The sequence below is a fragment of the Ruegeria sp. AM4 genome (genome assembly GCF_056540665.1).
The window spans coordinates 146,094-167,446 of the sequence record NZ_JBQFXD010000003.1 but is presented as its reverse complement, the minus strand read 5'-3'; the positions used below and the strand labels follow the sequence as shown (position 1 = coordinate 167,446).

General features: G+C 59.6%; 23 protein-coding genes and 1 other RNA gene. 16 read left to right on the top strand and 8 right to left on the bottom strand.

Translation table 11 applies throughout. From position 1 onward, the window contains the following. Nucleotides 1-9: 9 nt before the first annotated feature. Nucleotides 10-342, top strand: coding sequence for a GYD domain-containing protein (locus tag ACR0JA_RS08620; RefSeq protein WP_480572781.1), 333 nt, complete (start codon nt 10-12; stop codon nt 340-342). A gap of 9 nt (nt 343-351) precedes the next feature. Here ACR0JA_RS08620 and rnpB read toward each other — a convergent pair. From rnpB to gatC, 5 genes are all read right to left on the bottom strand, one after another. Further along, nucleotides 352-751, bottom strand: an RNA gene (gene rnpB / locus ACR0JA_RS08615) — RNase P RNA component class A. A gap of 124 nt (nt 752-875) precedes the next feature. Next, entirely contained in the window at nt 876-1,532 is a 657-nt protein-coding gene (locus ACR0JA_RS08610) for an N-acetylmuramoyl-L-alanine amidase (RefSeq protein ID WP_480572779.1), read from the bottom strand. Next, nucleotides 1,516-2,208: a hypothetical protein gene (locus ACR0JA_RS08605; RefSeq protein WP_480572777.1), complete on the bottom strand. Its 693-nt coding sequence runs from the start codon at nt 2,206-2,208 to the stop codon at nt 1,516-1,518. The genes ACR0JA_RS08610 and ACR0JA_RS08605 overlap by 17 nt, the downstream gene beginning before the upstream one ends. Nucleotides 2,209-2,249: 41 nt before the next feature. After that, nucleotides 2,250-3,737: an Asp-tRNA(Asn)/Glu-tRNA(Gln) amidotransferase subunit GatA gene (gatA, locus tag ACR0JA_RS08600; protein WP_480572775.1), complete on the bottom strand. Its 1,488-nt coding sequence runs from the start codon at nt 3,735-3,737 to the stop codon at nt 2,250-2,252. Between the two features lie 3 nt (nt 3,738-3,740). Continuing rightward, nucleotides 3,741-4,028 carry an Asp-tRNA(Asn)/Glu-tRNA(Gln) amidotransferase subunit GatC gene (gene gatC / locus ACR0JA_RS08595; protein WP_170325838.1) on the bottom strand — a complete coding sequence of 96 codons (288 nt, stop codon included), beginning with the start codon at nt 4,026-4,028 and terminating at the stop codon, nt 3,741-3,743. Nucleotides 4,029-4,224: 196 nt separating this feature from the next. On the opposite strand from gatC, the gene ACR0JA_RS08590 reads away from it, so the two are divergent. Continuing rightward, nucleotides 4,225-4,389 carry a hypothetical protein gene (locus ACR0JA_RS08590; RefSeq protein ID WP_480572773.1) on the top strand — a complete coding sequence of 55 codons (165 nt, stop codon included), beginning with the start codon at nt 4,225-4,227 and terminating at the stop codon, nt 4,387-4,389. Nucleotides 4,390-4,537: 148 nt separating this feature from the next. Next, nucleotides 4,538-5,101, top strand: a complete 564-nt coding sequence (locus tag ACR0JA_RS08585) for a DUF4202 domain-containing protein (protein ID WP_480572771.1) — start codon at nt 4,538-4,540, stop codon at nt 5,099-5,101. A 108-nt stretch (nt 5,102-5,209) separates the two neighbouring features. Here the strand turns inward: ACR0JA_RS08585 and ACR0JA_RS08580 are convergent, their stop codons facing one another. Then, on the bottom strand, nt 5,210-5,866 hold the full coding sequence (locus ACR0JA_RS08580; RefSeq protein ID WP_480572769.1) for a ceramidase domain-containing protein: 657 nt from the start codon (nt 5,864-5,866) through the stop codon (nt 5,210-5,212). A 57-nt stretch (nt 5,867-5,923) separates the two neighbouring features. Here ACR0JA_RS08580 and ACR0JA_RS08575 point away from each other — a divergent pair, with 57 nt between their 5' ends. Then, nucleotides 5,924-6,616: a metal-dependent hydrolase gene (locus ACR0JA_RS08575; protein ID WP_480572767.1), complete on the top strand. Its 693-nt coding sequence runs from the start codon at nt 5,924-5,926 to the stop codon at nt 6,614-6,616. A 2-nt stretch (nt 6,617-6,618) separates the two neighbouring features. On the opposite strand, the gene ACR0JA_RS08570 is transcribed toward ACR0JA_RS08575, so the two are convergent. Then, nucleotides 6,619-7,068 carry a nucleoside deaminase gene (locus ACR0JA_RS08570; protein ID WP_480572766.1) on the bottom strand — a complete coding sequence of 150 codons (450 nt, stop codon included), beginning with the start codon at nt 7,066-7,068 and terminating at the stop codon, nt 6,619-6,621. Between the two features lie 61 nt (nt 7,069-7,129). Between ACR0JA_RS08570 and ACR0JA_RS08565 the strand changes: the two genes are divergently transcribed. The 12 genes from ACR0JA_RS08565 (at nt 7,130) to ACR0JA_RS08510 (ending at nt 20,411) form a co-directional block, all read left to right on the top strand. After that, nucleotides 7,130-7,945, top strand: a complete 816-nt coding sequence (locus tag ACR0JA_RS08565) for a pseudouridine synthase (protein ID WP_480572764.1) — start codon at nt 7,130-7,132, stop codon at nt 7,943-7,945. 173 nt (nt 7,946-8,118) lie between these two features. Beyond that, the gene (locus tag ACR0JA_RS08560) at nt 8,119-9,033 is read left to right on the top strand and encodes a 5-bromo-4-chloroindolyl phosphate hydrolysis family protein (RefSeq protein WP_480572762.1); all 915 of its coding nucleotides are present in this window, start codon (nt 8,119-8,121) and stop codon (nt 9,031-9,033) included. Between the two features lie 29 nt (nt 9,034-9,062). Next, nucleotides 9,063-10,253, top strand: coding sequence for a toxic anion resistance protein (locus ACR0JA_RS08555; RefSeq protein WP_480572760.1), 1,191 nt, complete (start codon nt 9,063-9,065; stop codon nt 10,251-10,253). A 7-nt stretch (nt 10,254-10,260) separates the two neighbouring features. After that, a complete protein-coding gene (locus tag ACR0JA_RS08550) occupies nt 10,261-11,217 on the top strand; it encodes a DUF2927 domain-containing protein (protein ID WP_480572758.1) in 957 nt (318 codons plus the stop codon). Nucleotides 11,218-11,238: 21 nt separating this feature from the next. Further along, complete coding sequence (locus ACR0JA_RS08545) at nt 11,239-12,387, top strand: SPFH domain-containing protein (protein WP_480572756.1); 1,149 nt, start codon at nt 11,239-11,241, stop codon at nt 12,385-12,387. A 39-nt stretch (nt 12,388-12,426) separates the two neighbouring features. Further along, nucleotides 12,427-13,518, top strand: a complete 1,092-nt coding sequence (locus ACR0JA_RS08540) for a TFIIB-type zinc finger domain-containing protein (protein ID WP_480572754.1) — start codon at nt 12,427-12,429, stop codon at nt 13,516-13,518. Between the two features lie 113 nt (nt 13,519-13,631). After that, a complete protein-coding gene (gene dtd / locus ACR0JA_RS08535) occupies nt 13,632-14,069 on the top strand; it encodes a D-aminoacyl-tRNA deacylase (RefSeq protein WP_480572752.1) in 438 nt (145 codons plus the stop codon). A gap of 356 nt (nt 14,070-14,425) precedes the next feature. Beyond that, nucleotides 14,426-16,015, top strand: coding sequence for an ABC transporter substrate-binding protein (locus ACR0JA_RS08530; RefSeq protein ID WP_480572750.1), 1,590 nt, complete (start codon nt 14,426-14,428; stop codon nt 16,013-16,015). A 12-nt stretch (nt 16,016-16,027) separates the two neighbouring features. Beyond that, entirely contained in the window at nt 16,028-16,984 is a 957-nt protein-coding gene (locus tag ACR0JA_RS08525) for an ABC transporter permease (protein ID WP_480572748.1), read from the top strand. After that, nucleotides 16,981-17,796 (top strand): ABC transporter permease, encoded by an 816-nt coding sequence (locus tag ACR0JA_RS08520; protein WP_480572746.1) that lies wholly within the window; start codon nt 16,981-16,983, stop codon nt 17,794-17,796. The genes ACR0JA_RS08525 and ACR0JA_RS08520 overlap by 4 nt, the downstream gene beginning before the upstream one ends. Next, nucleotides 17,793-19,430, top strand: coding sequence for an ABC transporter ATP-binding protein (locus tag ACR0JA_RS08515; RefSeq protein ID WP_480572744.1), 1,638 nt, complete (start codon nt 17,793-17,795; stop codon nt 19,428-19,430). The genes ACR0JA_RS08520 and ACR0JA_RS08515 overlap by 4 nt, the downstream gene beginning before the upstream one ends. 144 nt (nt 19,431-19,574) lie before the next feature. Next, nucleotides 19,575-20,411 (top strand): alkaline phosphatase family protein, encoded by an 837-nt coding sequence (locus ACR0JA_RS08510; protein ID WP_480572742.1) that lies wholly within the window; start codon nt 19,575-19,577, stop codon nt 20,409-20,411. A gap of 4 nt (nt 20,412-20,415) precedes the next feature. Here ACR0JA_RS08510 and ACR0JA_RS08505 read toward each other — a convergent pair whose 3' ends face one another. Next, nucleotides 20,416-21,339, bottom strand: coding sequence for an alpha/beta hydrolase (locus ACR0JA_RS08505; RefSeq protein ID WP_480572740.1), 924 nt, complete (start codon nt 21,337-21,339; stop codon nt 20,416-20,418). Nucleotides 21,340-21,353: the final 14 nt, after the last annotated feature.

Here is a 21,353-nt window from a genome sequence, read left to right as displayed (position 1 = left end):
GAGGTATCAATGCCCATTTTCATTACCTACGCATCCTATTCCGAAGACGGCGTCAAAGGCATGATGAAAAAGCCCAAAGACCGCACCGCACCCGTCAGGGCGCTGTTAAAAAAGGTCGGGGGCAAGCTGCTGGCCTTTTACATGACCACCGGCGAAAACGACGTCGTTGTCATCAGTGAAGTTCCGGATGGAACGGATGCCGTAGCGGTTGGCATGGCGGTTGCAGCCTCAGGCGCGGTGTCGAATATCCACACCGTGCGCGCGTGGAAGGCCAAAGACTTCGCGGCCATCGCCAAGAAGGCCGCAAAATTGACCGGAGCATACACACCACCGGGCAGTTGATCGGCTGATACGCGCGGAGGGCCTGTAAGCCGGATCTTGTTCCGGGGTTACCCCCTTCGATGACCATTCCTCTGGGCCGTGCATTGCTGCGCGGCTCTAGCTGCCAACCCGGTCCCTCTTGGTCAGGACATACCTAGCGGCGGTATCGGCTGACGCCGACCGGCCCGCGCGGGGACCCTATTTGGCATTGCTCCCGGTGGGGCTTGCCGTGCCGCCCCTGTTGCCAGGGGCGCGGTGGGCTCTTACCCCACCGTTTCACCCTTACCTTTGACCGAAGTCGCAGGCGGTCTGATTTCTGTGGCGCTTTCCGTCGGGTTGCCCCGCCCGGGCGTTACCCGGCACCGTTGTCTTGTGGAGTCCGGACTTTCCTCTGGCGCCTTGCGACCCCAGCGGCCATCCGGCCCTCCGCGCGAAGGCGTGGGTATGCGCTGCATCAGGTCGCGTCAAGAGTGGAGGCGAAGCAAAGGGGCCAGCCCCTTCTTGGCCTGCGGCCAATTCATCCCCGAGGTATTTTTGAACAGAAGAAGGGCGGATCAGCTAAGTGCTGTGAGGTCGGCAGCTTCCAGTGGGCCTTTAGCGCAGGGGCGATAGCGCAGGCGGGTTGCTGCGAGCAGGGTGGCGTCATCAACAGGTGCGGTGTAGCCACGGGCTTGGGCCAGGGCTCGGAATTCTTCGGGGGTTACAGGCGAGCCGCCACGTTTGGCTGCGAGGTCCTGTCGTTCCAGCCTTTGCCAGTCAAATCGAGGACCAGGGTCAAATTTGCGCCCCGGAGCCATGTCGGAATGGCCGATAACCCCCTCGGGCGCAATGTTCCAGCGCGCCATGACATCTTTGAGCAGCGCTTCGAGTACCGCCAGCTGGGGCTCAGAAAAGGGATGGATTCCGGCGTTGTCGAGCTCGATCCCGATTGAGCGGGAGTTAATGTCGCTCTGCCCGTGCCACTCCCCTGCCCCGGCATGCCAGGCGCGGTCTTCCTCGCGGACCATCTGCCAAAGCTTACCATCTGCACCGATCAGGTAATGGGCCGAAACCTCGTGGACAGGATCGCACAAGCGTTCCAAGGCGGCTGCTGCGCTGTCCATCGCAGTGTAGTGCAAGACGATGAGCGAAGGCAGCAGCCCATCCCGGCGTGGTCCGAAATTGGGCGACGGGTGCCAGACCGGTGTCAGAGACTCAGTTATTGACGGCACTTCGGAACGGGCTCGGATCCCAACCGCAGGCATAACCGTCGCCGTCCGGGTCAAGCCCTTTGCGGTCGCGTTGCGGGCCGCCACTGGACAGGAATTCGATCTGGGCCTGATCGGGTGACGGGAACTGAGCGCAGTTGCGTTCTGCTTTGGCTTCGAGGTTGAAGCCCGCGCGGCTATAGACCGGCGTGCCAACCGGGTTCGAGGTGCTCAGCGCATATTGCACGATATTTGGCTGACCATCCGAGCCGCGCTCCGGCACCGCTGTGGGGGCGACGACCTCATAGGTCTGGCGGTTCTGTTCGATGCGCGCCGCGTCGGATTCGATGCTGCGCCGGTTAGAGACGGCGGCAAAATCCTGTTCATCCGAGATGCCGGTATTGTTGGCCGCTGGTGCGGCGCTGACAGGTGCGGCCTGACCCGAAGTGCTGGCCAGGGCGGCGGCGGTCTGGTTGGCGATGTCGGCAGCGCTGTCGCCCGTCGCACCCTGCGCGGACAACGGCTGCTGCGACACATCCTCGGGGGGCAGCAACGGATTTCCGCCGTACCCCTGCCCGGCAAGCTGTGCCTCGCGCTGCGCCTGGTATTCCGGCGTGTTGAAACCAGTGCCCTGCACCGGCGCCACCGTTTCGCAGGCGGCGAGCAGGCCAAGGGCGGGGATCAGAAGCATCTTGCGCATGGGCCGCTCCGTCGTCTTGCTTTGCCTAATCGCCCGCAGGCTTACCACCATTTTCCGGGCTTTTCCACAAACCCGGCGGCGTTTTCCAGCGCATAGGCGGTGTTAAGCAGATCGCCTTCGTCCCAGGGACGCCCGATCAGCTGCAGACCCAGCGGCAGCCCTTGTTTATCGAGGCCCGCAGGCACCGAAATACCCGGCAGGCCCGCAAGGTTCACGGTGACAGTGAAAACATCGTTCAAGTACATTTGAACCGGATCAGCCTCGGTCATCTCACCCAGACCAAACGAGGCGGACGGGGTCGCAGGGGTCAGGATCGCATCAATACCTGCGGCGAAGACATCCTCGAAGTCCTTCTTGATCAGGGTACGGACCCGGCGTGCGCGGTTGTAATAGGCGTCGTAGAAACCCGCCGACAGGACATAAGTGCCGATCATCACGCGACGCTGCACCTCGTGGCCAAAGCCTTCGGCGCGGGTCTTTTCGTACATCTCGGTGATGCCATCGCCCTGCGCCAGCGTGGCGCGGCGGCCATAACGGACACCGTCATAGCGGGCGAGGTTCGAGGACGCCTCGGCCGGGGCAATCACGTAATAGGCAGGCAACGCGTATTTGGTGTGTGGCAGCGAGATATCGACGATCTCGGCGCCTGCGTCTTTCAGCATCGCGGCGCCGTCGGACCACAGCTTTTCGATCTCGGCGGGCATGCCGTCCATGCGGTATTCCTTGGGGATACCGATTTTCTTGCCCTTGATGTCGCCGGTCAGCATCGCCTCGAAATTCGGAACCGCAAGCTCGGTGCTGGTCGAGTCCTTGGGATCATGTCCGCACATCGCCTCAAGCATGATGGCTGCATCGCGCACATTCTTGGTCATCGGACCGGCCTGATCCAGCGAGGAGGCGAAGGCCACGATGCCCCAGCGCGAGCAGCGGCCATAGGTCGGCTTGATGCCGGTAATGCCGGTGAACGCGGCGGGCTGGCGGATCGAGCCGCCGGTATCGGTGCCGGTTGCGGCCAGACACAGGTCGGCGGACACAGCCGAAGCCGAACCACCTGACGAGCCGCCCGGCGTGAGTTGCGCGTCGTCATTGCCGCGCCGCCACGGGCTGACCGCGTTGCCGTACACGGATGTTTCGTTGCTGCTCCCCATGGCAAACTCATCCATGTTCAGCTTGCCCAGCATCACGGCACCGGCATCGGCCAATTGCTGCGACACGGTGGATTCGTATTCGGGTTTGAACCCTTCCAATATCTTCGACGCCGCCTGCGACGGCACACCCTTGGTGCAGAACAGATCCTTGATACCGATCGGCAGGCCGCACATCGACGACGCGTCGCCCGCCTTGATCCGCTCATCCGCCGCCTTGGCGCGCTCCAGCGCGATCTCAGGGGTTTTGTGGACAAACGCGTTCAGCGCATCGGCATCGTCGATGGCCTTGAGGCAGGATTCGGTCAACTCAACCGAGGTCACTTCACCCTTGCGTAGCGCGTCGCGGGCTTCGGCCAGGCCCAGTTTGTTCAGATCGCTCATGTCTTACTCCACCACTTTGGGAACAGCGAAGAACCCTTCGCGCGCGTCTGGGGCGTTGGCCAGAACCTTGTCCTGCTGATTGCCGTCGGTGACCACATCCTCGCGGCGTTTCAGACGCATCGGTTCGACCGAGACCATCGGCTCGACACCTTCGACATCCACTTCGTTCAGTTGCTCGATGAACCCAAGGATGGTGTTGAATTCGGATGCCAGCGCCGGCAGCGCGTCATCCTCGACCTTGATCCGGGCCAGTTTGGCCACCTTGGCGGCGGTGCTTTGGTCAATCGACATCGGATTTCCTCATATGCGTTAGAGGGCGTTTACCCGTCTGCTGCACGGGTCGCAAGACCGCTGGGCAACAGTCTCGCCGGGTCCATTTCCGAACCAGCCTCAAAAAAAATAAACTGATCGGTTCACTTTGCCTCTTGAAATCTGAACTAAACAGTTCACTTCATATCTACGACACACGTCAAATCGGAGAAAGACAATGAAATCCCTGACAACCGCAGTTGTATTGTCCCTTGCAGTTTTGGCAGCACCGGTACAGGCCGGATCATTTGGTCCGACAATGGACACTCTGACCCGCGATCTGAATTTCCCCACTCCGGTTGCGCAGCCGGTCACCAAAGACAGAACCCCCTCGGGCAATTGATTTGCCCACAGCACCCCGGACAGGACGTACCGCGCCTTGTCCGGGGATTGCGCAATTGGATGATGCGCTGCCTGCCCCGGACCGCTAGACTGAGGTCGTCTGTCAGATGCAACAGACCCTTGGAACAGGCCTGCCAGCGGAGCAGTAGATGAGCGTACAAAAACAAACCGTTCTGAACGCGATCGATGCGGCCAACTCGCAAGATCCCAATCTTGAAGACGGCACGCCCGAGGCGCTTTTGTACGGCCAACGGATGAGCGAAGAGTTGAGCCGTTTGTTTCCGGACGCATCCGAAGAACTGCAGATCGCAGCGCGCGGACAGCATGTGGAACGCTGGAAACTGAAGCGGGTCGAATATCCCGAAGGTCGCGCCGGGTATCTGGCCTGGCGCAAGGCACAAGGCGTCTTTCACGCAGACGTTGTCATGAGCCTGATGAACGAGGCGGGTTATGACGCTGAAAGGATCGAAACCGCTGGTCGCATGCTGCGCAAGCAGGGTATCAAACGCGATGCCGACGTGCAGGCGCTTGAGGACGTGATCTGTTTCGTCTTTCTGAAATGGTACTTCCAGCCCTTCGCCGCCAAGCATTCGGACGAGAAAATCCAGCGGATCGTCGAAAAGACCGCCCGGAAAATGTCGGATAAAGCGCGCGCGCAGGTTTTGTCAGAGTTCGATCTGCCCGACGCGCTGGCTGCCGCCTTTCGGACCTGAATCACGCTGATCCAAGCGCAGGAAACGTCACAACAGGGTTTACCCCGCAAAGCAGTTTTGTGTTGGTAACCTTTGCGACGTCTAATCTGCAGAAGCCAGTCGCTGCTTTCAGGTCGCGGGAACGCGCAACAGTGCCCGGCGATAAACCTCGATCATCCAGCCCAGCATGGTGGCATTGAGAATGTGCCACATGAAATGCGTACCCTGTGGAAACTGCTGACAAAGCGGCTGATCGATGGCGCGGAACGTGATCGAGGCAATCAGGATCATAGCCCCGATTGCCAAACCGCGCGCAATCTCGGGCACGCGACGGCGCAACAGCATGGCGTAGATCAGAATCAGCAGCGGAATCGGAGCGTAAACCGCCGAACCGCCCAACCCGGGTACTTGCTGGAATACAGGGACTGTCGCGGCGGCATAGGGAAAGAATAGCACTGTCACTCCCAAAGCGGGCCAGAGCCGCATCCCCCAGACGTCGCGGTTGATGGCAAAGATATAGACCAGCACGAACAGCAGAATAGGTGTGACATCCGCAATCGCCGCCCAGACCTGGGCGTGGGTGTGAAACAGATAGCTGCCGACGCCGATGATCGCCAGCAAGGAGATCAAAACCTGCGCCAGCGGGGCCTGCTGCCCGCGCATCCGCCGCCACATGACAAAAGCCGCCACCAGAAAGGCGGCATTTGTCACTGCGTTTATCGGTTCGGCCCAATAGGCGGGCGACAACCGCTCGCAATAGCCGTCAATCTGCTGCATCCAGTTCATGGATTTTTACATAGCCGATGCTAGGGTGGTGCCAAACCAATATCGGGAGGATTGTTGATGAATATCATTTGGCTGGGTCATGGAAGCTTTCGTATTGAAACGGAAGGTCAAGTTCTGTTGATCGACCCATGGCTCACCGGGAACCCTTCCTTGTCCGAGGACCAGCATGACGAGGCGGTTAATGGTGCAACGCATATCCTTCTGACGCACACGCATTTTGATCATGTGGTCGACGTGCTGCCACTGGCCAAGCATCTGGGCGTACCGGTGGTCGGTCAATATGACCTGATGGGCTATTGGGCCGAGGCCGAAGGAATCGAGACAGTCGGTTTCAACAAGGGCGGTACCGTCGATTTGAATGGCGTCAAGGTCACGATGGTTCCGGCCTCTCACAGCTCGACTTTCTCGACGCCTGACGGGCTGCGGACCGGTGGCACCGAGGTTGGGTTCATGATCGCAGCCGAAGGTCGGATGCTGTATTTTTCTGGTGACACGGACATCATGGCGGATATGGAGTGGATGGGGGATTACTACAAACCCGATATCGGCATCCTGTCAGCCGGTGGGCATTTCACGATGGACATGAAAGGCACCGCCTACGCGGCCAAGCGGTATTTCAACTTCAAAACCGTCATTCCCTGCCACTACAAGACATTTCCGATTCTGGAACAATCGGCCCAAGCGCTCACCGACGGCCTACCTGGTGTCGACGTGATCGAGCCCGAGGTGATGCAGCCGATTACGTTGTGACCTCACCGCCGCGTCGCAAAGAACGCCTTTAGCAGATCCGCAGCCTCCTGCGCTGCGATGCCGTCATAAACCTCCGGGGCATGGTGCGCCTGCTGGTGAGAAAACACCCGCGCGCCATGCGCTACGCCGCCGGATTTGGGATCGGACGCGCCGTAATAGATGCGCCGAATTCGCGCTGCCGCCAATGCGGCTGCGCACATCGCGCAGGGTTCCAGCGTGACATAGAGATCGTGGTCCGGCAGCCGTTCCGATCCGGCCGCGGCGCAGGCCGCGCGCAGGGCTAGAATTTCTGCGTGAGCCGTGGGGTCGTTCAATTCGCGTGTGCGATTGCCTGCGGTCGCCACAACACGATCGTCGGGCGCAATGATGACGGCCCCGACCGGCACCTCGCCGCGTTCTGCCGCCGCCCGCGCCTCGGCCAACGCCTTGTCCATATGTGATCTGAACGTCATGCCCCTGACTGCATCAGAAACCTGACTTTCGCAAGCGGACGGGATGCGCTATGGCCTGCGGATGAGCAAAACCCCTCCTCCCGGCGACCGGATCGCCAAAGTACTGGCCCGCGCGGGCATTGCCTCGCGCCGCGAGGCCGAGCGCATGATCGAGGCCGGACGTGTGGCCGTGAATGGCACCGCGATCGACAGCCCTGCGCTGAACGTCACAGCCAAGGACAAGATCACCGTCGACGGCAAGCCTGTGTCCGAACCCGAACCGTCGCGCCTTTGGCTGTATCACAAGCCCTCTGGCTTGGTGACAACGACCCGCGACGAAAAGGGCCGCGCCACGATCTTCGACAATCTGCCCGAGGACATGCCGCGCGTCATGAGCGTCGGGCGACTGGACCTGAACTCGGAAGGGCTGTTGTTGCTGACCAATGATGGCGGCATCAAGCGCAAGCTGGAACTTCCCGCGACAGGGTGGCTGCGCAAGTACCGTGTACGCGTGAACGGACGCCCAAAGGACGAAGATTTCGCGCCGCTGCGTCAGGGGCTGGTGATTGAGGGTGAACGGTTTCAGCCCATGACGGTTTCCATTGACCGCCAGCAAGGTGCAAATGCCTGGCTGACCATCGGGCTGCGCGAAGGCAAGAACCGCGAAATCCGCCGGGCGATGGAAGATATCGGGTTCAGCGTGAACCGCCTGCTGCGCGTCTCGTACGGACCGTTCCAGCTTGGCAAGCTGAAACCCGGAGAGGTCGAGGAAATCCGCCGACGGGTCTTGCGCGACCAGTTGGGGCTCGATGGAGACGCCAAACCGCAACCCGCCGCAAAGCGGCCGTCGCGACCGCAAAGAAAACGCCCCACCGCCAACAGGAAACATCGAAACTGATGCATGTTTCGCGACCTTCCCCCTAGCGCCAATCCTGCGCATCCACTACCTTTTCTTTGAAAGTTTCAGTGGGGGACCTGATGTCCGGGACCGGAATGCAAAAACTGGCCTATGCGGCGCTGCTTGTGCTGCTATTCGGCGTCTGTACCGGCGTGCTGGGGGGCTTGTAGGACATGGCCAAGCGGTTTGGCGGCAAATTCAGCCCACAAGGCGGTGACGATTCGAACCAGCCTCTGCCACGCGGCCAGTTCGACGGCGCGCGTGTTGAACCCGCAGGCGCGCGGGCGAACCTCCTGTTCCTTCCGGCAATTCCGCTGATCTTTTTCTCGATCAATGATGGCGCGATTGGCATGACCATCGGTTTTATCGCAGCCGGGATTCTGATCGCCGCCGCCTTTCTTCTGCGCGAGGGGTTGCGCGCCGAAGCGGCCTATCACGCAAGACGGACCACCCGTCGCCCTGCCTTTCCGCGCAAGATCTTTGCCAGCGTACTGACAGGTCTGGGCACGGCTCTGGCCGCCTACCGGACCGAGTTTCTGGATGCGGAAACGGCAGCACAGGCAGGTGTGATCGCACCGATCCTGTTCGGCGTCGTGGCAACCACCTTGCACGCGCTGGCTTTCGGCATCGACCCGATGAAAGACAAAGGGATGGAAGGGATCGACACCTTCCAGCAGGACCGTGTTGCCCGTGTGGTCGAAGACGCCGAGGCGCATCTGTCCGAAATGACCGACGCCATCAAACGCGCCGGCGACCGCAGGGTCGAGGCACGCGTCGAACGGTTTCAGGACACCGCCCGCGATCTGTTTCGCACGGTTGAGGAAGATCCGCGTGATCTGTCGGGTGCACGGAAATACCTGACGGTTTACCTGCGGGGGGCACGGGATGCGTCCGTAAAATTCGCCGATGTCTACGCCCGCACTCGTGATGCTCAGGCGCTGGCGGATTACACTGCGCTGCTTGACGATCTCGAACAGAATTTTGCGGCCCGCACCCGAAAAATGCTGTTGGATGACCGCAGCGATCTGACGGTCGAAATCGATGTGTTGCGCGAACGGTTGCAGCGCGAAGGAGTGCGGCTGGACTGACCGGCCATTATTTGAGCGAGGATTACCCCATGTCCGAAGATATCAAGAACAAGGCGGTTCAGGCCGAGTCTCTGGTGCAGGAAGTAACCGCTGTTGCGCTGCCCGAGCCAAAGGCCGAGATCGTGCCACTTGAAGAGGCCGACGAGCCCGTCAGCGCCGAAATCCGCAAGCGCATGAATGAGATCGACATGGACAACACGAACTCGATTGTCGCGTTCGGTTCATCAGCGCAGGCCGAGTTGCAGGAAATCAGTCAGGCCATGCTGGCGGATGTGCGCAACAAGGATGTGGGCCCGGCAGGTGACAGCCTGCGCAATATCGTGACAACCATTCGCGGCTTTTCGGTCAGCGAACTGGATGTCCGCCGCGAGCGCAGTTGGTGGGAGAAATTGCTCGGCAAAGCCGCGCCTTTTGCCAAGTTTACCGCACAATACGAAGAGGTTCAGGGGCAGATTGATCGGATCACCGACGATCTTCTGGGGCATGAGCACACGTTGCTGAAGGACATCAAGTCGTTGGATCTGCTCTATGAAAAGACCCTGGATTTCTACGATGAATTGGCTCTGTATATCGCAGCGGGTGAGGAAAAACTGACTGAACTGGACAGCCAGGACATTCCGGAAAAAGAGGCCGAAGTTCAGGCGGCGCCCGAGGATCAACAGGTGATGAAAGCGCAGGAGTTGCGCGACATGCGCGCCGCGCGCGACGATCTCGAGCGGCGGGTCCATGACCTGAAACTGACGCGACAGGTGACGATGCAATCGTTGCCCTCGATCCGATTGGTGCAGGAGAACGACAAGTCTCTGGTCACCAAGATCAATTCGACCCTGGTGAACACCGTACCGCTGTGGGAAACGCAGCTGGCGCAGGCGGTCACCATCCAACGCAGCGCCGAAGCCGCCGCTGCCGTTCGCGATGCCAATGATCTGACCAACGAATTGCTGACCTCGAACGCGGCCAATCTGCGCGAATCCAACAAGATGATCCGCGAGGAAATAGAGCGCGGCGTCTTTGACATCGAAGCTGTCAAACAGGCAAACGAGGACCTGATCGGCACCATTAACGAAAGCCTGGCGATCGCGGACGAAGGCAAAGCCAAACGCGCCGCTGCCGAAGCCGAATTGCAGAAAATGGAAGTCGAACTGCGCGACACGCTGGCCTCGGCCAAGGCACGCAAGGACGGGCTGGGCGACACGGCCAGCACCTCGGTTCCCGGCTGAGGTCGGCATGGTCCCCGCTGGGCATCTCAGAACGGCCTTCGGGGTCCTGTTGCTGTTCGCTCTGGCGGGGTGTGAGACCGCGTTGCCGACCTCGATCGTGCCACCGCCCAGACCGGCGCAACCGCTGGAGGCATCAAACGCCTATGTGCCGCCATCAGAGGCCAGCCAGGAATTGGCGCGCTATTACAGCAGGGTCGAAAACGATCTGCTGACGCGCGGCCTGTTGCGGACCGACGGAGGCGGGCCGGATACGCCTTATGACGCCGACGATCTGGCGCGCAACTTTGAAGCCATCGCCTTTGTGAACGAACATTCGGGCCGGACCGGTCTCTATGCCGGAGGTCAATCAGAGGTAAAGCTTACACGCTGGGAGAAGCCGGTCCGGATCATGACGGATTTCGGCCCGACAGTGCCCCCGGACACACGTTCCGCAGATCGCGCCGAAATTGATCGTTTCGCCGAACGGCTGGCGCGCGTAACTGGGCACAATATTCGCGGTGTCCAGCGCGACGGGAACTTTATTGTGGTTGTCGCAGGAAAGGACGATACCACCTATGTACAGCAAAGGCTGAAAACGCTGGTTCCGAACATTCCACCCGACAGGCTTGCGTTGCTGCGAAATCTTCAGCGCCCGTACTTTTGCTTTGTGTTTACTTTTGCCAGCCCGAATGCGGCGGATACGATCACCCGAGCCGTGGCTTTTATCCGGGCGGAAAACTCGGACCTGCTGAGGCTCAGCTGTATCCACGAAGAAATCGCGCAAGGATTGGGCTTGTCCAATGACAGCCCGTCGGCGCGGCCATCGATCTTCAACGACGATGACGAGTTTGCATTGCTGACCAGCCATGACGAAAAACTGCTGTCGATGTTGTATGATCCCCGCCTGAAACCCGGCATGTCCGGGGAAGAGGCCCGCCCGGTGGCTCGTATCATTGCACGCGAATTGATGGGGCAGTCGCTCTGACCCCGGAAACAGGAGAACCTTATGGGAATTTTTGATTTTCTGACCGGAGAATTCATCGACGTCATCCACTGGGTCGATGACACCCGCGACACGATGGTCTGGCGGTTCGAGCGTGAGGGTCACGAGATAAAATACGGTGCCAAACTGACCGTTCGCGAAGGTCAGGCCGCCGTGTTTGTACATGAGGGCCAATTGGCGGACGTGTTCACACCCGGTCTCTATATGCTTGAAACCAACAACATGCCGATCCTGACGACGTTGCAGCATTGGGATCACGGGTTTCAGTCGCCGTTCAAATCCGAGATTTATTTCGTCAACACCACCCGCTACAACGACCTGAAATGGGGCACCAAGAACCCGATCATGCTGCGCGATCCCGAATTTGGACCAACGCGGATTCGGGCCTTTGGAACCTATACGGTGCGGGTGAAGGACGCGGCGAAGTTTCTGGTCGAGATCGTCGGTACCGATGGTGAGTTCACCATGGACGAGATCAGCTTTCAGGTCCGCAACATCATCGTGCAGGAGTTTTCCCGCGTAATCGCCGGATCAGGCATCCCGGTGCTCGACATGGCCGCCAATACTGCTGATCTGGGTAAACTGATCGCCGCTGAAGTGTCGCCTGTTCTGGAAGGCTATGGGCTGGAGATGCCGGAATTTTACATCGAAAACATCTCATTGCCGCCTGCGGTCGAGGCGGCGCTGGACAAGCGAACCTCGATGGGCCTGGCCGGTGATCTGGGCAAGTTCACCCAGTACTCGGCGGCCGAGGCGATGACTGCGGCGGCCAACAACCCGGGTCAGGGCGGCGGCATGGGCGCAGGTCTAGGCATGGGTATGGGCATGGCGATGGCGCAGCAGATGTCGAACATGGCAGCGGGTCAACCGAGCGGCCCGTGGGGCACCCCCGCGCCCGCTGCCCCGCAACCGGCTGCGCATGCGGCACCGCCGCCCCCACCACCCGTCGAACATGTTTGGCATGTCGCGGTGGATGGCCAGACCAGCGGGCCGTTCTCGAAGGCCAAGATGGGGCGCATGGCAACCGACGGGGAAATCACCCGGGACACTTTTGTTTGGACTGCCGGTCAGGATGGCTGGAAGAAGGCGGGCGATGTGCAGGAACTGGCGCAATTGTTCACTATTCTACCGCCTCCGCCGCCGGGGTCGTAGGCCCCAAATGCCAGCGAACTCGACACGCGGAACCGCAACATGAGCATCGACGAACACCGTTTCCCCTGCGAGCAATGCGGTGCGGATTACCGTTTTGATCCGTCCAACGGAACGCTGACCTGCGACCATTGCGGGCATTCCGAGTCTATCGGGGCGGGACCTTGGGGCGGTGCCAGCCTGAAAGAGCTGGATTTCGACGCGGCGGTCGCGGATCGCCTGCCAGACAGCGAGATCGAGGAAACGCGCGTTCTGACCTGTCCCAATTGTGCGGCTCAGGTCGAGTTCGACCCGAACACACATGCGGCCGAATGCCCGTTTTGCGCAACGCCGGTTGTCACGGATACCGGGGTCAGCCGACATATCAAGCCGCGCGGGGTGCTGCCGTTCGCGCTGGACGAACGCGCCGCCCACAAGGCGATGGGAGACTGGCTGGGTCGGCTGTGGTTCGCCCCAAACGGATTGAAGGATTACGCCCGGAAAGGGCGCAAGATGCAGGGTATCTATGTGCCTTACTGGACCTTCGACGCAGACACCAAGTCGAGCTATCGGGGCGAGCGCGGCACGGTCTACTATGAAACGCGCTCTGTCATGCGGGATGGCAAGCGTGTTCAGCAGCAGGTGCCAAAGGTACGTTGGACGCGGAAATCAGGGCGCGTGGCGCGTTTCTTCGACGATGTGCTTGTACTTGCCTCGCGGTCGCTGCCCAAAAGGTATACCGACGCGCTGGAGCCCTGGGATCTGCCCGCGCTCGAGCCTTATCAGCCAGAATTTCTCGCCGGTTTCCGGGCCGAAGCCTATACCGTCGATCTAGATGACGGCTACACCGAGGCGCGCGCGCATATGGCGCGGGTGATCGAACGGGATGTCCGGTTCGACATCGGTGGGGATCGTCAACGCATTCACGCGGTCGATACCGACATACGCGATGTCACGTTCAAGCATATCCTGCTGCCGGTCTGGATGGCGGCCTACAAGTACCGCGGACAGACCTATCGCTTTGTCGTTAACGGCAGGACCGGCCGCGTGCAGGGAGAGCGACCCTGGTCCGCCATCAAGATCACAATTGCTGTTGTTCTGGGGCTTCTGGTTGCGGCGGGCGTTGGCTATCTGGTCGCGACGGGGCAGCAGTGATCCGCCACATGTCGCCCGATTTGAACCTGAGTTTTTGCAAACATTGACCCTGGTAAAGCTCGGCCACCGAGGCGGTCACCTCTGACCGCCCCAAAAGAAAGGAAACCCCAGTCATGCGCGCCCTGTTGCAGAGAGTTTCAAGCGCCTCAGTTTCGGTCGAGGGGCAGGTGATCGGAAAATCGGGTCCAGGGCTTTTGATCCTGGTTTGCGCCATGCAGGGCGATGATGTGGCACAAGCCGAAGAGATGGCAAGAAAGATTGCCAAGCTGCGGATCTTCAAGGATGACGCTGGCAAAATGAACCGGTCTGTTCTGGATATCGGCGGCTCGGCCTTGGTGGTCAGCCAATTCACGCTGGCTGCCGATACATCGCGCGGGAACCGGCCCGGCTTTTCCCAGGCCGCCCCGGCCGCCGAAGGTGAGCGATTGTATCAAGCGTTTGCCCAAAAATTGGCCGGGCATGGGATAGCGGTCGAAACAGGGGCATTCGGGGCCGATATGTCGGTCGAATTGGTGAATGATGGGCCAGTCACGATCTGGATGGAAACCTGAGCCCAATAGGTGCTGCGCATCAAACAAAACTGGCATGACTCAGCGCGATTTCCTTAAGGCCGGTTCTGCACGCAAGCGGCGGTCTTCTGCAGTGAAAGCGACAAATCCAGTCACGGTGTTTTAAGCGATTCAGCTTTAGAATGCTGTATTAGACAAGCGATTCATCGAGCACCAAAACCGTGCACCCGGTTAGCACACGCGCCGGAGTGTACTGAACACCTCGCGCAGAGGTGTATCACCAATGCCCATTCCACCCAGATTTCACCTTGCCCGCGAAACAAAATTGCGCCAACGTTGACTCGGACGTCAATAAAAAGCCCGCAAGGGGCATGATCCAACCAATTGGGAGAATTTGGATGAACGAACAACTCACTCACATGACCAAAGAGGTGACAGCCGGCAAGCTGACTCGTCGCGAGTTCATGGGAAAGGCAGCCGCACTGGGTGTATCCGCAGCGATGGCAAGCACCCTGTTCGCGGATGCGGCCCGCGCGGCCGATCCCGTCAAGGGCGGCACCTTCAAAATGGGCGTTCAGGGCGGCGAAAGCACAAATACACAAGACCCGGCGCTGTGGTCATCGGATGTACCGATTGCCGGTGGGCAGCAATGGGGCGAGACGCTTGTTGAGGTGAACGGCAAGGGCGAACTGGAAGGTCTGGTCGCCGAAAGCTGGGAAGGTTCGTCTGACGCCAAGACATGGCGCTTCAAGGTGCGCAACGGAATCGAGTTTTCCAACGGCAAGACCGTGACGCCAGAAGACATCATGCGTACAATGGAACGTCATACGAACGAAGATTCGCAATCCGGTGCGCTGGGTATCGTGCAGGGCATCGAGTCGATGCGGGTCGATGGCGATACGTTTGAAGTTACAATGGAAATCGGCAACGCCGACTTGCCTTACCTGCTTGCGGACTATCACCTGAAAATTCAGCCGGATGGAGGCTTCGACGATCCGAACTCGGCCGTGGGCACAGGACCTTATGTGCTCGAAAGCGACGAGCCGGGCGTCCGTATGGAGTTTGTCCGCAACCCCAACTATTGGGGCGGCGACGCGGTTGCTCACTATGATGGTGTCGAGGTCATCACTCTGAACGACGCAACCGCCCGTACCGCGGCGCTACAGTCGGGTCAGGTGGACATCATCAACCGGGTCGAGCCCAAGATTGCACAACTTCTGGACCGGGCGCCGAACCTGTCGGTACAGAACGTCTCGGGTCGTGGACATTACGTGTTCATCATGCATGTGGACACTGCGCCGTTTGATTCAAACGAACTGCGGCTGGCGCTGAAATATGCAATCAACCGCGAGGAAATGGTCGACAAGATTCTGCGTGGCTATGGCGGTATCGGAAACGACATGCCGATCAACGCCGCGTATCCGCTGTTTGACGATACAATCCCGCAGCGAGAGTTCGATACGGCCAAAGCTGCTGAGCACTACAAAAAATCCGGCCACGACGGTTCGCCAATCATTTTGCGTGTCGCAGATGGCGCTTTCCCGGGTGCGGTGGACGCAGCAGCGCTGTTCCAGCAATCGGCACAGGCCGCTGGCATTCCGCTCGAAGTCAAGCGCGAACCCAATGATGGCTACTGGTCCGAAGTCTGGAACGTACAGCCGTTCTGCGCATCGTACTGGAGCGGTCGCCCGGTTCAGGACCAGATGTATGCTACGGCCTATCTGTCGACTGCGGACTGGAACGACACCCGGTTCAAACGCACTGAATTCGATGAGATGCTGCTGGAGGCACGCAGCGAACTGGACAATGCCAAGCGCAAGGAAATCTACTCGAAAATGGGTCAGATGGTGCGTGATGAAGGCGGCCTGATCCTGCCGATGTTCAACGACTTCATCGACGCGGTCAGCAATGAAGTTCAAGGGTATGTGCCTGATCCAAACGGCGCAATGATGTACTGGTATGCTCCGAAATACACCTGGAAAGCCTAAGGTACCAGGTCGATGCATCCCATTATAAAACTGGTGGCTCAGCGCTTTGCGCTGAGTGCCCTTTTGCTTATCGCGGCCTCCGCCCTGATCTTTGCGGGAACGATGATCCTGCCGGGCGATGTGGCTCAATCCATTCTCGGACAATCCGCCACCCCCGAATCGCTTGCCAACCTACGGGAAGAGCTTGGGCTGAACAAACCTGCGCTGACCCGCTATTTCGATTGGCTGTTCGGTGCGATGCAGGGCGACCTTGGCACCGCGCTGACCAATGGCCGTGACATCGCCGAAAGCCTTGGTGAACGTCTGAACAACACTCTGTTCCTCGCATTCTGGGCTGCACTCATCTCGGTGCCGCTTGCTATTCTGCTGGGCCTGCTTGCTGTTCGCTATCGCGACCGCTGGCCCGACAAGTTGATTTCGGCGGTCACGCTGACATCGATCTCGATCCCGGAATTCCTGATCGGCTATCTGCTGATGTATTTTCTGGCCGTGCGGCTGGGCTGGTTCCCGTCCGTGGCCATGCTCGACGATGACATGGGCGTGTTAGAACGGCTTCGGTCAATCGCCCTGCCTGTCATCGTTCTGACGCTGGTTGTTCTGGCGCATATGATGCGCATGACGCGCGCAGCGATCCTGAACGTGATGCAATCCGCCTATGTCGAGACAGCTGAATTGAAGGGCCTGAGCACCTTCATGGTCATCTACCGGCACGCTTTCCCGAACGCCATCGCGCCGATCGTCAACGTCGTGATGTTGAACCTGGCCTATCTGGTCGTGGGCGTCGTGGTTGTCGAAGTGGTCTTTGTATATCCCGGAATGGGTCAATACCTGGTTGACCATGTGTCCAAACGTGACGTTCCGGTTGTTCAGGCCTGCGGTCTGATCTTCGCGGCCGTCTATATCGGCCTCAACATGATCGCCGACATCGTTGCGATCCTGGCGAACCCGAGACTGAGGCACCCGAAATGAAGAACATCCCAATTTCCGCAATGATCGGGCTGTTCCTCATGGCCCTGTACTTTCTGATGGCCCTATTCGCGCCGATCCTTGCACCCTATGGCATGGCCGAAGTTGTCGGCGATGTGTGGGAGCCTTCGTCATCCGAATTTCTGCTGGGCACCGACAATATCGGTCGCGATCTGCTCAGCCGGATGATCTATGGTGGCCGGACAACAATCTTCATCGCCACGGCTGCAACGCTCATCAGCTTCATAACCGGCTCGGTTCTGGGCTTCTTTGCTGCCGTGATCGGTGGTTGGGTCGATCAGGTTCTGTCGCGCTTTGTCGATCTGATCATGTCGATCCCGACGCTGATCTTCGCGCTGGTGGTTCTGTCGGTTATGCCGGTGACGGTCCCGATCCTGATCATCGTCATGGGCCTGCTGGATTCCACCCGGGTCTACCGCCTGGCCCGCGCCGTCGCAGTGGACATCAATGTCATGGACTACGTCGAAGCGGCCAAACTGCGTGGCGAAGGCCGCAACTGGATCGTGTTCCGCGAGATTTTGCCCAACGCGTTGTCTCCGCTGGTCGCCGAAATGGGCCTGCGGTTCATCTTTGCGGTTCTGTTCGTATCGACGCTGTCGTTCCTGGGTCTTGGCGTACAACCGCCCGAGGCTGATTGGGGTGGCATCGTGAAAGAGAACAAGGAAGGCATCGTTTACGGCATTCCAGCGGCTCTGTTGCCGGCTGTGGCCATTGCGACGCTGGCGATCTCGGTCAACCTTGTGGCTGACTGGGTCCTGAACCGTACCACATCGCTGAAAGGAGGCCGGGGATGAGCGATCCACTACTCAAGGTCCGCGACCTCAAGATCGGCGCGACTGTCTATCCGCCAGGCGAAAAGCCCCATGACATCGAGATCGTGCACGGGGTCAGCTTTGATCTCGCGCCCGGCAAGGTGCTGGGGCTGATCGGTGAATCCGGTGCCGGTAAATCCACCATCGGTCTGGCCTCGATGGCTTATGGCCGAGGTGGTGTGAAGATCACCGGTGGCGAGGTCTGGGTAAATGGCCGTGATATTCTGAAGTCAGGTCTGGGGGATATCCGCAACCTGCGCGGGGGCGAAGTCACTTACGTCTCGCAATCCGCTGCTGCGTCCTTCAACCCGGCCAAGAAGATCATGGATCAGGTGATCGAAGCGGCGGTCGAACACAAGAAGTTCTCGCGCAAGGAGGCTGAGGCCCGCGCGCGCGAGTTGTTCGCCAAGCTTGGCCTGCCCGACCCGGACAATATCGGTGAGCGGTATCCGCACCAGGTTTCGGGCGGTCAGTTGCAGCGTTGCATGACCGCGCTGGCGCTGTGTCCCGAGCCCGATCTGGTCGTGTTCGACGAACCGACAACTGCGCTGGACGTGACCACCCAGATCGACGTTCTGATGGCGATCAAGGAGGCCATCGCGGATACCGGTGTTGCCGCGCTATATATCACCCACGACCTGGCGGTTGTGGCGCAGGTGAGCGACGACATCATGGTGCTGCGCATGGGGAACACGGTCGAATACGGAACCACCGATCAGATCATCAACAATCCGCAGGAAGACTATACCAAGGCTCTGGTTTCGGTACGGTCGATCGAGCACGAAGAAAAGAATCCCACGCCGGAACCGGTGCTGAGCGTCGAGGGTATCACCGCGCGCTACAAGGGGCTGAATTTCGATGTGCTGCACAACGTCAATGTCGAGCTTCATCCGGGTCAAACCCTGGCGATTGTCGGAGAATCCGGTTCGGGCAAGTCGACACTGGCGCGAGTGATCACCGGGCTGCTTCCACCGCGCGAAGGTGAGATCACATTTGCAGGGCGCAAGCTGTCTTCTGACCTCGCGGGCCGCTCTCGCGAGGATCTGCGCGAGTTGCAGATGATCTATCAGATGGCCGATGTGGCGATGAACCCGCGTCAGACAGTTGGTACGATCATCGGCCGTCCGTTGGAGTTCTACTTCAACATGCGGGGTGCTGAAAAACGCAAGCGGATCATCGAACTGCTGGATGAGATCGAGTTGGGCGAGAAGTTCATCGACCGCTATCCGGCGGAACTGTCCGGTGGTCAGAAACAGCGTGTCTGTATTGCGCGCTCGCTTGCGGCCAAGCCCAAGATGATCATCTGTGACGAGGTCACCTCGGCGCTGGATCCGCTGGTGGCGGACGGCATCCTCAAGCTGCTGCTGGAATTGCAGAAGATCGAGGATGTGGCCTATCTGTTCATCACCCACGATCTGGCAACGGTGCGTGCCATCAGCGACAGCATCGCGGTGATGTATCAGGGGCGTGTTGCGCGCTATGGCTCAAAAAGCGAAGTGCTGACGCCGCCCTTCGACGACTATACCGACCTTCTGCTCAGCTCGGTGCCCGAGATGCATCTGGGTTGGCTGGAAGAGGTCGTTGCCCACCGCAAGATGGAAAGCGCCGGGAACTGAGCCCGTCCTGCCTGCAAAACTTCAAAATCCCGGCGCTTGTCACAATCAAGTGTCGGGATTTTGCTATCCAGGGCGCGAACAGGCGACCGCACCTGAAGTGTACGCGTAGAGTGCCAATCGAAACTGCATCAAGAAAGACCACGCATGGACCGCAAACTGCTGCTGATCATCCTGGACGGCGTTCCCTACCGCAATTTTCGTCGCCTCTTTGGCAATCTCGAAGGCTGGGTCGACGACGGCACGGCGCGGATTTGGAAACATCGCTCGGTGTTGCCTTCGACCTCGGCCAGTTGCTACGCGTCGATCCACACCGGCTTGACCCCGCAAGAGCACGGCTGCACCGGCAACGGAAATGTCTTTCGCCTGAAACACAAGGATATCTTCAGCCAGGTCCGCGAGGCCGGTGGTGTGACCGGCGCAGTCACCCACAGCTTTTGGTCTTCATTCTTCAATCGCCATCCCTTCGATTATGTTCGCGACGTGGAATATGACGAACCGGACAGCATGACGATCAACCATGGCCGGTTTCACTCGATGACCGGCTACGGCAAGGCGAACCAGATGACGCCATGTGATCTGGACCTGTTTGCGACGCTCACCAATCTGTGCCTGCGGTTCGGGCTGGATTACGGCATCCTGCATACCTGCACGCTGGACAGTATGGGACACCGGTTCTATCACGACTGTGAAGAGATGGACCATGCCTGCTTCGTCATGGACGAAATGCTGGCCCCGTTCATCCCGCGTTGGCGGCAGATGGGCTACGAGGTCATCGTGACCGCCGATCATGGGCAAGACGAACGTGGCCACCACGGTGGCAGGGACCCGCTGCAGCAGGAAACCGCTCTGTACTACTTCGGTGATGCCGAAGGCCCCGAGGCCGATGCGGTGATCGACCAGCTACAGCTTGCGCCTACGATCCTGAACCGTTTGGGCGCTCCTCTGGCGGAGACGATGAAAGCGACACCGTTTTTGAGGTAATCGATCAGTCGTAGGCCCAAAGCCCCTGCCCCAGCGCCTCAATCGCGACAGAAATACGTTCAAAACTATCCGCCGCGCGTTTGACCGAGTGGCGCGCGCGCAGATAGCCGTGGACCAGACCAGGTTCGTTTATCCAACACGCCTGCCCGCCAGCGGCGGTGATCTTGTCGCAATAGGCGGGGCCATCGTCCCGCAAGGGGTCGCAATCCGCAGTCACAACCACTGTCGGCGGCAGGCCTGAGAAGTCCGGGTCGTGCAAAGGCGCAAATGTCGGATCGCCTTGGGGGGCTGTGCCGTTGCATCGCACTTTGTCGTAAAATGCGATCTCGTCGCACGTCAGAAGTGGCGCTTGGGCGTGTTCGACATACGAGCCCTTGTCGCTGTCTCCGCCCAAGCCGGGATAAATCAGAACCTGCCCCAACACATTCGGCAACCGACCGCGCGCATGATGCGCAACTGCCGCAGCAAGATTGCCACCCGCGCTATCGCCCGCCAGTACCAAAGGATCGCCAAATTCCCGAGCGGCCCAGTTGGTTGCCGTCCAGCTGTCTTGAAACTGCGCCGGATGCACATGTTCAGGGCAAAGACGATAATCGACGGCAACAATCCGGTACCCGGTCTGCGCACATATCTCGGCGCAGATATCGTCATGGCTGTCCAATCCCCCAACGACAAAACCGCCGCCATGAAAATAGACGACAGTTCGGGTGGGGTCTCCGGCCGTGTAGACGCGAACCGGCACGCCGTCGGCCATCTGGTCTTTGGTGCTAACGCCCTTCGGCCTTGGCTGTTGGAAATCGGCGCACATCGCGTTGTAGACGCGGCGCTGATCCTCGATCGACAAATCAACCGCGTTGTCCGGATAGCTTTCGTTGGAACGGCGTATGAACGCCCAAGTCTCTTCGTCGATCAGGCGTTCATAGTCCATTGTTCCTCCGGCTC

What these genes read in the sequence shown, in the direction of transcription:
- ACR0JA_RS08620 (WP_480572781.1), top strand. Translation starts at nt 10, where the DNA reads ATGCCCATTTTCATTACCTACGCATCCTATTCCGAAGACGGCGTCAAA.
- ACR0JA_RS08605 (WP_480572777.1), bottom strand. Translation starts at nt 2,208, where the DNA reads ATGCGCAAGATGCTTCTGATCCCCGCCCTTGGCCTGCTCGCCGCCTGC.
- gatA (WP_480572775.1), bottom strand. Translation starts at nt 3,737, where the DNA reads ATGAGCGATCTGAACAAACTGGGCCTGGCCGAAGCCCGCGACGCGCTA.
- gatC (WP_170325838.1), bottom strand. Translation starts at nt 4,028, where the DNA reads ATGTCGATTGACCAAAGCACCGCCGCCAAGGTGGCCAAACTGGCCCGG.
- ACR0JA_RS08590 (WP_480572773.1), top strand. Translation starts at nt 4,225, where the DNA reads ATGAAATCCCTGACAACCGCAGTTGTATTGTCCCTTGCAGTTTTGGCA.
- ACR0JA_RS08585 (WP_480572771.1), top strand. Translation starts at nt 4,538, where the DNA reads ATGAGCGTACAAAAACAAACCGTTCTGAACGCGATCGATGCGGCCAAC.
- ACR0JA_RS08580 (WP_480572769.1), bottom strand. Translation starts at nt 5,866, where the DNA reads ATGAACTGGATGCAGCAGATTGACGGCTATTGCGAGCGGTTGTCGCCC.
- ACR0JA_RS08575 (WP_480572767.1), top strand. Translation starts at nt 5,924, where the DNA reads ATGAATATCATTTGGCTGGGTCATGGAAGCTTTCGTATTGAAACGGAA.
- ACR0JA_RS08570 (WP_480572766.1), bottom strand. Translation starts at nt 7,068, where the DNA reads ATGACGTTCAGATCACATATGGACAAGGCGTTGGCCGAGGCGCGGGCG.
- ACR0JA_RS08565 (WP_480572764.1), top strand. Translation starts at nt 7,130, where the DNA reads ATGAGCAAAACCCCTCCTCCCGGCGACCGGATCGCCAAAGTACTGGCC.
- ACR0JA_RS08560 (WP_480572762.1), top strand. Translation starts at nt 8,119, where the DNA reads ATGGCCAAGCGGTTTGGCGGCAAATTCAGCCCACAAGGCGGTGACGAT.
- ACR0JA_RS08555 (WP_480572760.1), top strand. Translation starts at nt 9,063, where the DNA reads ATGTCCGAAGATATCAAGAACAAGGCGGTTCAGGCCGAGTCTCTGGTG.
- ACR0JA_RS08550 (WP_480572758.1), top strand. Translation starts at nt 10,261, where the DNA reads ATGGTCCCCGCTGGGCATCTCAGAACGGCCTTCGGGGTCCTGTTGCTG.
- ACR0JA_RS08545 (WP_480572756.1), top strand. Translation starts at nt 11,239, where the DNA reads ATGGGAATTTTTGATTTTCTGACCGGAGAATTCATCGACGTCATCCAC.
- ACR0JA_RS08540 (WP_480572754.1), top strand. Translation starts at nt 12,427, where the DNA reads ATGAGCATCGACGAACACCGTTTCCCCTGCGAGCAATGCGGTGCGGAT.
- dtd (WP_480572752.1), top strand. Translation starts at nt 13,632, where the DNA reads ATGCGCGCCCTGTTGCAGAGAGTTTCAAGCGCCTCAGTTTCGGTCGAG.
- ACR0JA_RS08530 (WP_480572750.1), top strand. Translation starts at nt 14,426, where the DNA reads ATGAACGAACAACTCACTCACATGACCAAAGAGGTGACAGCCGGCAAG.
- ACR0JA_RS08525 (WP_480572748.1), top strand. Translation starts at nt 16,028, where the DNA reads ATGCATCCCATTATAAAACTGGTGGCTCAGCGCTTTGCGCTGAGTGCC.
- ACR0JA_RS08520 (WP_480572746.1), top strand. Translation starts at nt 16,981, where the DNA reads ATGAAGAACATCCCAATTTCCGCAATGATCGGGCTGTTCCTCATGGCC.
- ACR0JA_RS08515 (WP_480572744.1), top strand. Translation starts at nt 17,793, where the DNA reads ATGAGCGATCCACTACTCAAGGTCCGCGACCTCAAGATCGGCGCGACT.
- ACR0JA_RS08510 (WP_480572742.1), top strand. Translation starts at nt 19,575, where the DNA reads ATGGACCGCAAACTGCTGCTGATCATCCTGGACGGCGTTCCCTACCGC.
- ACR0JA_RS08505 (WP_480572740.1), bottom strand. Translation starts at nt 21,339, where the DNA reads ATGGACTATGAACGCCTGATCGACGAAGAGACTTGGGCGTTCATACGC.